8 protein-coding genes are annotated in these 11,302 nt (G+C 54.1%); 3 read left to right on the top strand and 5 right to left on the bottom strand.

Annotated elements, in window-relative coordinates; all coding sequences use genetic code 11:
- Window positions 1–12 precede the first annotated feature (12 nt).
- The 3 genes from BMX00_RS01690 to BMX00_RS01680 form a co-directional block, all read right to left on the bottom strand.
- Window positions 13–1,125 (bottom strand): sialidase family protein, encoded by a 1,113-nt coding sequence (locus BMX00_RS01690; protein ID WP_177171734.1) that lies wholly within the window; start codon window positions 1,123–1,125, stop codon window positions 13–15.
- A gap of 228 nt (window positions 1,126–1,353) precedes the next feature.
- Window positions 1,354–2,220 carry a PA4780 family RIO1-like protein kinase gene (locus BMX00_RS01685; protein WP_090826392.1) on the bottom strand — a complete coding sequence of 289 codons (867 nt, stop codon included), beginning with the start codon at window positions 2,218–2,220 and terminating at the stop codon, window positions 1,354–1,356.
- Window positions 2,221–2,368: 148 nt separating this feature from the next.
- Window positions 2,369–3,601: a dicarboxylate/amino acid:cation symporter gene (locus BMX00_RS01680; protein WP_090826859.1), complete on the bottom strand. Its 1,233-nt coding sequence runs from the start codon at window positions 3,599–3,601 to the stop codon at window positions 2,369–2,371.
- A 415-nt stretch (window positions 3,602–4,016) separates the two neighbouring features.
- On the opposite strand from BMX00_RS01680, the gene BMX00_RS01675 reads away from it, so the two are divergent.
- Complete coding sequence (locus tag BMX00_RS01675) at window positions 4,017–5,009, top strand: MraY family glycosyltransferase (RefSeq protein ID WP_245727522.1); 993 nt, start codon at window positions 4,017–4,019, stop codon at window positions 5,007–5,009.
- Window positions 5,010–5,033: 24 nt separating this feature from the next.
- A complete protein-coding gene (locus tag BMX00_RS01670; protein ID WP_090826389.1) occupies window positions 5,034–7,061 on the top strand; it encodes a polysaccharide biosynthesis protein in 2,028 nt (675 codons plus the stop codon).
- Between the two features lie 54 nt (window positions 7,062–7,115).
- Here the strand turns inward: BMX00_RS01670 and BMX00_RS01665 are convergent, their stop codons facing one another.
- Window positions 7,116–8,873, bottom strand: a complete 1,758-nt coding sequence (locus BMX00_RS01665; protein WP_090826387.1) for an ABC transporter transmembrane domain-containing protein — start codon at window positions 8,871–8,873, stop codon at window positions 7,116–7,118.
- A gap of 81 nt (window positions 8,874–8,954) precedes the next feature.
- Here BMX00_RS01665 and BMX00_RS01660 point away from each other — a divergent pair, with 81 nt between their 5' ends.
- A complete protein-coding gene (locus BMX00_RS01660; protein WP_143053021.1) occupies window positions 8,955–9,257 on the top strand; it encodes a hypothetical protein in 303 nt (100 codons plus the stop codon).
- Window positions 9,258–9,331: 74 nt separating this feature from the next.
- On the opposite strand, the gene BMX00_RS14805 is transcribed toward BMX00_RS01660, so the two are convergent.
- Window positions 9,332–10,957 carry a PEP-CTERM sorting domain-containing protein gene (locus tag BMX00_RS14805; RefSeq protein ID WP_177171733.1) on the bottom strand — a complete coding sequence of 542 codons (1,626 nt, stop codon included), beginning with the start codon at window positions 10,955–10,957 and terminating at the stop codon, window positions 9,332–9,334.
- Window positions 10,958–11,302: the final 345 nt, after the last annotated feature.

Below are 11,302 nucleotides of genomic sequence, written 5' to 3'. Positions count from 1 at the left end.
TTATTTTTGAAATCAGCTGGAGCGTATTGCGGCGACCCGTTCGATAGGCACAATACGTAAGCCGTCTTTTGCCGTATTCCATACGATGAGTACTCTTCTTCCATCGATCAACGGAATGGGATAATCGGTCGCGCCGGCAGACTCCATCAGGCGCATGGGTTTGCTCCAGGACGAGCCGGCATCATTCGAGTACATCAGCTCCACTGAATACGAGTTTCCGTCGAATTCCCGCCAGGTGAGCAGAACGGTTTTTCCCGCTGCCGCCACGGAAGCATGACTAGCCTGAGCTGAGGGATTTCCGATGGGCAAGGGCGGCGATTGCCAATTGCCGTCGATATGCTTATAGAACAAGCCGCGGCGCGTGGAGCCATCGGTAAACCATGTCAGATGGAGCTGGTCCCGGTAGCCAGTCGCGATACTGCCTCCGTTATGCGGGCATGCATCAATTTGCCATTCGTCATCCGTGGCGCGGCGTACGCCACCCTTATCTAGGTTTGCGATCGCGAAATCGCGTGTGTTGGAACCAAAAATATTTCGCCAGAACGCTACTGGACCTTCTGCTGTCCAGGTTAGCGCGATGCGGCAACATTCGCAGGTGTGCGCCTGAAATCTGCGGTTAGGATGAAAATTTGCGCCGTTATCGAACGACTGCGCGGTATAAATGGATGTCCCGGAAAACGCTTCCCCCCTCTCCTTCGCCGCGTCCCGATCGCGGGCATCCAGCCAGGCAACCACCACCCTGCCCGTGCCATCTATTGCCATCGAATCAAAACGATGGCTGGTGATACGGCCGTCATCGTTCAGGGTGACAGGCTGAGAAAAAGTCTGACCTGAATCCGACGACCGCGCAAAACGAACATTTCCTGAATATTTCTGCGGCAGCGACTGTACCCAGGTCAAGAGCACCGTACCGTCGCGTGCAACGGCAATCTTGGGGCGATTCTCCCCATCAGCCAGGATGTTCTCCGGCTCAGGTGTGGCTGGAACCGGGCTGGAAAAGTTCTTGCCGCCGTCATCCGACCAGGAAACCAACAGTCGCTGGTTCTCAACCTTCGCTAACCACAATCGCCCACGATCATCCAGCGCCGCACCGACTGCCAGCGTCGTCTTCGCCGGGCGAGTCATGGATTGGCCTTCTCCTCCCCCGGCTGAACTATCATGGTCCGCAAATGCATCTGCTGAAGCCGCCATCCAAAAAGCAGCACCAATATGAAAGATCCTGTGCATCTTTAAGTTTTCATTCTGGTATCAGGGCAAGGAGAATAATCCATCTTTCGAAGCTTGAGAATGCGACAAATTGTCGCACCTCGTCAGTTATCTCCGGTAAGTCTTTGTGATTCAAATTTTTTTGAATCAGCGACGACGCGCATGTCGCCCCATTTCAAACTTGTAACGCTGCCATGCCGCCTCTTTCTTAAGCACAATATCGACGGCTCGCAGGACACCGGACACATTGGCTGGCTTTCTGTTGCGCTCGATGTACCCGGTCAGGTCGACGTCCGGGTGTAACTTTCCGCCCTGGTAAAGCGACCATATCTCACTGCCATAATCCATTGCCAGCAAATCCGGAGCAAAACGGCCGAAATACGCCGCAAGATTATCGACGTCTCGCAGGAGCATGCTACGAGCGTTGTTGTTGTGCGCTGCGTTGATAGCCTGGGGCAGATCAATGATGACCAGGCCGCGGCTGCCAGCAAGCACATTGAATGGAGACAAATCGCCGTGGATGACCCCGATACAGAGCATACGGACGATCTGCCTCACCAGTAAGCAGTAGTAGTCACGGGACTGTTCCGCTGTCAGCTTCAGATCGTTGAGCCGTGGTGCGACACCCCCATTGCCGCCGGTTATCAATTCCATCAGCAGCACGCCCTCGAATAAATTGTAGGGTTGGGGAACGGGCACGCCGATGGCGGCAAGTCGATACAGCGTATCCACTTCAACGCTCTGCCATGCATCGTGCCGCGCTTTACGCCCAAAGCGCGTCCCGTTACATATGGCACGAGCATGGCGGCTATTTTTTTCTCTGCGGCCTTCCGTGTAATCAATACTGTGATGAAAACTGCGCCTGTTGACCTCTTTATATACTTTTGCACAGCGAACGTTTTCGCCGCAGCGGACCACGTAGACCATAGCTTCCTTGCCACCCATAAGCTGACAGATAACCTCGTCGATCAGTCCCTCTTCTATCAACGGTCGAATCCTTTCAGGTGTCTTCACGGCAATCCCTCTCTCTTGATAACGGCCTGTACCAATTGTAAGGAGGGAAAATCAGCTTGGGAATGTGGCAAATTGCCGCAGGCAATTGCCAAAGGAAACAACGGGGGATTAACTGCGTAATGCGGGGGTGCTGTCGCCTGTTATCCGTTCACCTATTAACCCACTTCTGGACCACAAGACTTCCCACCATATCCCCTTCGACATTGACGGCCGTGCGGAAAGTGTCCAGCAGACGATCAATCGGAAGCAGGATTGCAATCGCTTCGGCCGGCAGGCCAACCGATTGCAGCACCATTACCATCGTTACCATTCCCGCGCTGGGAATGCCAGGCGCACCCATCGCGGCAAGCATGGATGTGATAAACACAACCATCTGTTGCATGAGGTTAAGGTCAATGCCCGCAAGGTTGGCAATAAATAGAGCCGCCGCAGCCTCATATAGCGCGGTTCCGTCCATGTTGAGCGTCGCTCCCAGAGGCACCACGAAACCGGCAATATCGCGCTTGACGTGCAGATGCTGTTCCACGCAGCGCAGCGTGACGGGTAGCGTGGCGGAACTGGAACTGGTGGCAAAAGCGGTTATCAATGCCTCACGCGCGCCGCGCCAGAATTTGAGCGGACTCATGCCGGTGACCAGGTAAAGGATCAACGGCAGTACGATTACCCCATGCAATAACGTGGTGGTGATGACTACAGCGACAAATTCCATCAACGTCACAAGCAAGGCAGTGTCCTGTGTCGCGGCAAGCTTTAGCAGCAGTGCCATAATACCCAGCGGCGCCAAACGCATGATCCAGCCTACCAGCATCAGCATCAGCTCGAGAAATTCCTGTAACAGAATCAGAATATTGGCATAGCGCTCACCCCCGATTACCAGCGCAATGCCGAGCAAAAGCGCAAAAACCACAACTGCCAGTACATTCGACTGAGCCAGAGCCGCTATCGGATTCTGAAACAGGGTATGGAGTAGATGGGCGAAAAAATCGGATAACGACATATGCCTCGCCTGAAAACCGTGCATGGCATCCTGAAACATCGCAAGTTGCAACCCCTCGCCCGGACGGACAAGGTTGGTGGCGGTCATTCCCAGTATGATTGCCAGCGCCATGGAAAATACGAAGAAGCCTAGCGTTGCCTTCCATACCTTGTGCATCTGCCGGTGCGCGCGTAAATTGGCAACCCCTACCGCGATGGATGTAAATACCAGAGGGATGAGCACCATCTTCAACAAGTCGATAAACAGGGTCCCGATCAGTTCGGAAACATAGAGTCCCGTTTGTGCGACTGCCGATTCCTTTCCAAGCGCGGCCAGCGCCAGACCGAGGACGATACCCGCGGCCACCCCGAACAGAATTTGTGCGTTAAGCGATGTCTTTTTCATCAGTAGTTTCGGATATGAAATACAATCGATATAGTGGAGTAAAACATCCTCATTCGCGAAATTCAAATTCCACGGGGAACCGGCAAAGCTTGCCCGGTCCCTCAAATGAAAGTGAAAAAACAGATTACCTGCTACTCCCCAATAACGATATCCAGCAGCGATGCAATTTCCTGAGGAGCCTCCGGACCACCCTCATGGGATTGTAAATTTATCAATCCCTCCTGAATTCTTAGAAGTTGGCTGGACGCCAACCGGAAGCAAGCATCCCGCTGACGAAGATGTAATTGCTCTTTTACGCCAGGGGCCAGTTAATCCATTGCTCCGCGCCAGTATAAGACGCATAATCGGCTGCATGACCTCGGGCTTGTTTTTGCCGGATCGAGCGCGAAATTCTCAAGAGTTATAATCGACTATTGTGATTGCCGGTCCTTCGCTTTCGATGGTTTTGGCTCCGCTGGCAGCATTTACGGTGACGCTCGCGCTGGTTCGGTATCTGGCCAATGGCAGCTTCCTCAGGATACTCGATTATCCCAACTCCCGGTCGCTCCATAGCAGGGCTGTTCCGCGAACCGGGGGGCTTGGGTTGATGTCGGGGATCCTTGTCTCGTGGGCGCTCGTTCCTGACGCACTACCTTTGCTCTTGTGGACGAGCGTTATGCTGCTGGTAGCGATATCTTTTGCCGACGATGTTTTCGGCTTGCCCGTCTGGGTAAGGTTACTGCTGCACGGCGCCGTTGCAGCCTCGCTATCGATTTCGATGCTATCCGATACGCATGGCTGGGTCGCCGCAATCATGGCCGCCGTCGCAATCACCTGGATGCTCAATCTTTATAATTTTATGGATGGTTCGGATGGCCTGGCAGGTGGCATGGCACTAATTGGTTTCAGTTCTTATGGCATGGTTGCATGGTCGGCCGGAAACGAGCCGTTTGCAATGATAAATTTCTGCATTGCCGCCGCTGCCGGAGCTTTCCTCCTGTTCAATTTCCATCCGGCGCGTATTTTCATGGGAGACGCGGGATCGATCCCGTTGGGATTTTTGGCCGCAGCGCTGGGATTGACGGGCTGGATAAACGGTGATTGGCCGTTATGGTTGCCTGCGCTGGTATTTTCACCTTTCATTGCGGACGCTTCCATCACGCTTGTAAAACGCGGTCTCCGCGGCGCGAAGGTTTGGCAGGCGCATCGTGAGCATTACTATCAGCGCATGGTGCAAAGCGGGTTAGGCCACCGTAATACGGCGCTGCTCGCTTATGTTCTTATGCTGGCAACGGGCGCCAGCGCAATGTGGGCAATGACACAGAATACTTCTGTTCAACTGGGAGTCTGCATCGCCTGGAGCGGAATTTATGCAGTGATGATGCTTGTCTCCGATCGCTACTGGAAACGCCGCCCCAGCGGCTCCTAGCATGCCCGATAACATGCCAATATCATGCTCTTGCACAAACCTAACATACGGTCTCTAATCGCGTTCATTCATGACGTTGTGGCGGCGGTCATCGCGTGGTGGCTGGCTTATTCTTTTCGTTTCAATTTTGAAATACCTCCTCTTTATTTTTCATCATTGAAACACATCCTGCCCTGGGTGATACCAATACATGCGGCAGCGTTCGTGGGATTCGGCCTGTATCGCGGGCTCTGGCACTACGCCAGCTTGCCCGATTTGCGGCGTATCCTGTTTGCCGTATTGATGTCGGCGTTCGCGGTGCCTCTGGCCTTGTTCATGTTGCAAGTTCACTCAGGGGTACCGCGCTCAGTGCTGCTGCTTGCTCCCATTCTGCTTCTGTTCATTATGGGAAGCAGCCGAATCTCCTACCGGTTTTGGAAGGAACACCGGCTCTACGGGCAGAAGAAACTGGAGGGAACCCTTGTACTGGTTCTCGGCGCTGGAGATGCTTCTGTCAGCCTGGTGAAGGAACTCTCTCGCAGCACGCAATGGAGAGTAGCGGGATTACTTGATGACGATCCTGCAAAGCGCGGCTTGACACTGCACGATTTCAAGATCCTGGGCCGCATCAGTGATTTGCCGAGGATAGCTAAAAAACTCGGGGTCGGCCATGCCATTATCGCCATGACCTCATCCGGATACGACCGCCGCCAATCCTACCGCGCCGAGCCCGACCGGCGCAGGTCAAATCGTCTTCACCGTGACCGCCGCCGAGCGCTGGAGATGTGTGCTGCCGCCGGGGTGAAGGCGCTGACCGTCCCTTCATATGACGATTTGATCAGCGGCAAAATCACGGTATCGCAAATCCGCAGCGTCGAGCCCGAAGACCTGCTGGGCAGAGATCCTGTGGTATTGGATAACGAAGGGTTGCATCACCTCCTGGCAGGAAAAACCGTGCTGGTCACCGGCGCCGGCGGCTCAATCGGATCGGAATTATGTCGGCAGATCGCCAGGTTCAGACCGGGCCGCCTGGTGCTGTTCGAACTGAATGAATTCGCGCTATACAGCGTTGAACAGGAATTCCAGGCCAGTTTCCCCGAAATATCAATGGCCTTTGCTATAGGCGATGTCAAGGATAAGCCGCGTCTGGCTCAGGTTTTTTCACAATATAGTCCGACAGTTGTATTTCACGCCGCCGCCTATAAGCATGTGCCGCTCATGGAACAGGATAATGCCTGGCAGGCGGTGTTGAACAATGTCCTTGGCACTTACGTCCTGGCACAAACTGCCATTGAGCATGGGGCGGAGAAGTTCGTATTGATCTCGACCGATAAAGCGGTCAATCCCACGAACGTAATGGGCGCGAGCAAGCGTCTGGCGGAAATGATATGCCAGGCATTACAACAGCCCGTTCCTCTCCCTGGCAGGGAGAATTCGGTAAATGCGACGCGAGAGGCGGGCTTTGTGATCGTACGTTTCGGTAACGTACTGGGGAGCGCAGGGAGCGTCATTCCAAAATTCCGCGAACAGATTGCAAGGGGCGGCCCAATTACCGTTACACATGCCGAAATCACTCGTTATTTCATGTCCATACCCGAGGCCGCGCAACTGGTTCTGCAAGCGGGATTGATGGGCGGGAGGAGGGACAGCGGTGAAATCTTTGTACTGGATATGGGTGAGCCGGTAAAAATCGTTGATCTTGCGAGAGACATGATCCGTCTCTCGGGTCTGAGCGAGGACGACATAAAGATTGTCTACAACGGATTGCGGCCTGGAGAGAAACTCTACGAAGAATTGTTGGCGGATGACGAAAACACATTGCCGACACCTCACCCCAAATTACGCATTGCCCAGGCACGCCGGGTGGACGAAAAATGGCTGGCAGAGCTGTTGGCATGGCTAAACGGGCATCCGGTACTCAGTGATGCCGAAGCCAAACATGAATTGGCAAAATGGGTACCCGGATATTCGTCCGGGGAATCAAGCCAACAGGAACGGCGGGCGACGCACGAGTTCACTGAAAGGATCGACGGCGATCTTCGTAGTGATGTTCTGAGTGTGCCATACGGATAAGCATAAGTACGGATAGGCATTGGATGGCGACAGGGCCAGTCAGCATATCCCGGTTCAGATAAATGTCCGTGCAAGTCTGGCGTAAGTTCCATGCTTCGCCAACAGTTCGCTGTGGCTGCCAATTGCCGTAATGCTGCCTTTATGCAGCAGGACAACGCGATCGGTTTTACTCAGAGTGGCTAAACGGTGCGTGATGACCAGCGTAGTGCGTCCCCGCGTTACGGCTTCCAACGCATCCATATGATGCGTGGTTTCGGCGTCGAGCGCTTTACTTATCTCGTTCACGATAAGGACAGGGGAATTTTTCAATAATGCCCGCGCAATAGCGATACGGAACCGCTGTCCTGCAGACAGTTTTAAACCCTGTGTTCCGACTGGCGTTTGCAATCCCTCCGGCAGCTCCCGCACAAACTCCGACACACGGGCGGCATACGCCGCCGACATGATCCTGGCTTCGGTTGCACAACTCATGTCACCATAGGCGATGTTGGCCGCAATGGTGTCGTTGAACAGCTCCGCGTCCGCGGATATCAGCGCTATATTGGCGCGCAGGCTGGCTAAACTGATGCTTTGCAGATCCCTGCCGTCAAGCAAAATTCTTCCGCTTACAGGACGAAAAAAAAGCGGCACGAGATTCGCAAGCGCGGCCGCACTGCTTGTCTGAAAACTGACCAGGGCTACCATCTCGCCTGGATGCACCATCAGATTAATGTCCCGCAGCACTGAGCATGCTTCGAAACCTGATTCGGGACCCGCTTCAAAACCATCTCCTACTGCAGGGCAGAAGCTGACTTGTTCGAAACGCAGCTCTCCGCGTGTGCGCTCAATGGCAACTGTTCCGGTCTCCGGTTCAGGCGGCTCGTCCAATAACGAGAATATGCTGTCGCCCGCGATCAGCCCCGGCTGTAAAGTTGCCTTTATGCCGGCGATGCGCTTTACAGGAACGACCAGCATTGCCAGAGCCGCTATAAGTGAAGCAAATCCCCCCGCCGTGATCTCATCGACAAAGGATTGCTGAACAGCAAAATAGATAGTGGCGGCCAGTGCAGCAGCAGTGGCCATTTGTATCACTGGAATACCAAGGGCCGCGACGGCTGTCCGTTTCATGATGAAACGGTGCATTCCGGCTGTCTGCTCGCGCACACGGCGGCTTTCATACTGCTGACCGCCGTAAAGCTTGACCGCCGCGTAGTTTTCAATGGATTCCTGCACCACCGAAGTGATGCCGTCCACTGATTGCCCCACATCGGACTCCATTCGTTGCAGCTTGACAGCGATCAAGCGCACGATCAGCAGGATCAGGCATGTCATGGATAATGCCAGCAGCGAGAGCTGCCAATCGAGATAAAACGCCCATCCCAACAGGCCAATAATCGTAAATGTATCCTTCACCAAAATGGTGGCCACGGCGATAAAGGTTCGAGCGACCTGGTCACTATCGGATGTGATCCTGGAGATGAGGCTGCCCGCAGAATGGCTGGCATAATAGCGACCCGGCAAGCTCAATAATTTCTCGAACATGTCCACCCGCAAGTCTGCAGTCAGTTTGCTGCCTAGCCAATTGATGGCATAGGTACTGATATGTCCCGCCGCGCCCCGGACTGCGAAGAGCGCGATGATTCCCATCAGCACTAATTGCATCAGTTCCCGGTTCTTGCCCGTAATAGCCTCGTCCAGCAGCGGCCGCAGCAACGCAGCCAGCATCGGCACCGTCGCCGCCATCACGATCATGCCTGCCAGCGCAAACGCAAGCACTTCCCAATTGGGCGCGATATATCTCATCAGACGCCGGCATAACTGGCGGCTGCTCATGATTTGCACATTGGGTTGGCTGAGTTGGATATCCGAAAATCATCGGACTTTAGCAGTGCGAACGCGACCAGGCAATGCGCAGTGATGATTTGGTTTTGGTATTTACCGTTGATAAAATATGTTACCAATAATAACCGCGCTGCAGAATTGCCTTCGTTTGAACATGTCAAGCTTAGCCAGAACGAATTCGGATTACTTGATCCGCGCACAGCTGACGGTGTCTTTCGTTATTGGCACCAGTGGCATCCCTTATTAGCACCTATTGGGACCTTTTGTCATCTTATCCAAATTGATACGCTTATAAGCGAGTATATCCCGGACTTTGACCGGCCTAAAAACGCAAATCAGGAATTAGCGGATATTAAAGAATTTGCGCTTAAATGACTCATGTTGCAAAAATCCCCCTCAAAAAAAACGGGGGCCAAGCCCCCGTTAATAGTTCGGAGTTATTACCTTAATCAGGCGTGTCCGTTCTTGCGACGACGCGCCAAGAAACCCATCAAGCCTAAACCCGCCATGAACATTGCGTAAGTTTCGGGTTCCGGTACCGGCGTGGCCATCAACATCAGTTGGCCGCCTTCAACCATGGCGGTCGGGTCGACCAGACCGAGGGATGATGCCGAGGCATGATCTTGAGCCACAAGCAGATGATAAGTGTGGTCATCATGCTTGCCGAGAATGGAAGTGATGTCGATCACGCCGGACGTTTCTTCATCCTTGGTATGCGAGCCGGCGGTAAACACCCCGGTCGAGGAAACATCGCCGAACAGCGCCGGATCGAACTTGCCCAGCATGGTCATCGTGTTGCTCTCCGGATCGAATTGCCATACTTTGCCGTTGTGATTTGCATTGCCGACATCTTCCAGCAAGGTGATCGTGCCGTCTTTGTTCACGGAAATATTATCGAACATGTTGGGACGAGCGTTGCCAAGACCGTTAGCGATAGTAGTGCTGTCGAACACCACGTCGATCCTGCCACCGGCTTCCGGGTGGGTGATGTCGTCGAACGTAAGACTCCACAGACGCGTGCCGCCATGCTGGGTGCCGCCTGCGGTATCTGTTGTGTCAAGCTGATCGGTGGTCACAAAGTAAAACTTTGTGCCGTCAGCGCTCCAGGCACCGTCTTCCGGCCGGGAGAAGGTGGTGGAAGCGGTGTCGCTCAACGTGAAGTGAGTGCCGTTGGCTATGCCGGTAGTGCGGCTGGTAGTGTTGTTCAGCTCATCATTGGCAGTGGTACCGTCGGCATGACCAGCGACATTGACGAATTTGGTCACGCCATTGGTCAGGCCGGCGCGGTCGATTTCAGAACCCGTGTTGGTCTTGGTTCCCACATATACGGCCAGCGCGTTATTCAGTACGCCGGTACCACCATCGTTGTTGCCGATGACTATGGTCTTGTCCTGGGTGTAAGGATTGGCCAGGAGGTTTTCCCAGGCACCGACCGCACTGCCGCCGGAGCCGTTGGTGGAGGGATTCATTTTGCCAAGAATATAGGCGTTGCCGGTATTGGCCCCGGTAGCGACGGTAGCGACAGCATAACCGGTGGCGCCCCCTTCCTCACCGTTCAGGAACAGGCGGGACTGTGTACCCAAGCCACTAGCAGGATTATAGAATGCGCTTACCTGAGCCATGTCCGCGGAACAGAAGCGATTGAACGACCAGCCGGTCGTGGCGCTGGCGTCGGAAGATTGGGTGCTGGTATTCCAGCCGTAGACGTTCTGGATCAGATCGCCGCCGGAAACAACTTGTAGCGTGCTTTTGTCGATGACCCAATCAGAAACGAAGGCACCCTTGGACAAGGGGCCATGGGCAACCCCAGCAGTATTGCCGAGTTCATGGTTCATCAGCACCGTGAAGGTGCCGTTATCATTGTCGTACGCCCCCAGACCATCCGGAATGCCCGCCATCCGATAACCACCGACGCTGTCGCCAGTGGTCAATATGGATTTAAAGCTGACCCCAGGAGCAACTGCTTGCAGGTATGCGTCTGCGGAACTGCTGGGGCCTTGGGCAGCCGAGGCGAGTCCGGCTTCGGCGGTGAGGGCGGCCGCAACCGCCAAAGTGATCTGCGTCATGCGTAACATTGATTACCTCTCAAAAAGTTGGGATGGGCGATATTGCAAGACATATTCGAAGTTAACGTGCAAAGCTTTAACCTGCATGTCGACGATCAACATAGCGTTTCAATATTGCATATATGCTATCTTGATGATCCGTCAAATGGGGCTGGACGGACTATGGTCATTGATCGGTGTAAAGCCAGGCTGTGGCATGCCAAAATGCTTATATGTCCGTGTCGAAACAGCCCTGAGCTCAGAATCCACGTTTTGGCGAGGTCTGCAATCAAGTCTGCAATCAAGCAGTGGCAGCTAGCGGATGCTGCCTGAGTAACACGACGTCAAAGCGTGTGATGTACTGCTGATCCCGTT

Source organism: Nitrosovibrio tenuis (assembly GCF_900109785.1).
GTDB classification, from domain to species: Bacteria; Pseudomonadota; Gammaproteobacteria; order Burkholderiales; family Nitrosomonadaceae; genus Nitrosospira; species Nitrosospira tenuis_A.
Note: the sequence above shows the minus strand (reverse complement) of the source record. Positions and strands in the feature narration are given on the sequence as shown.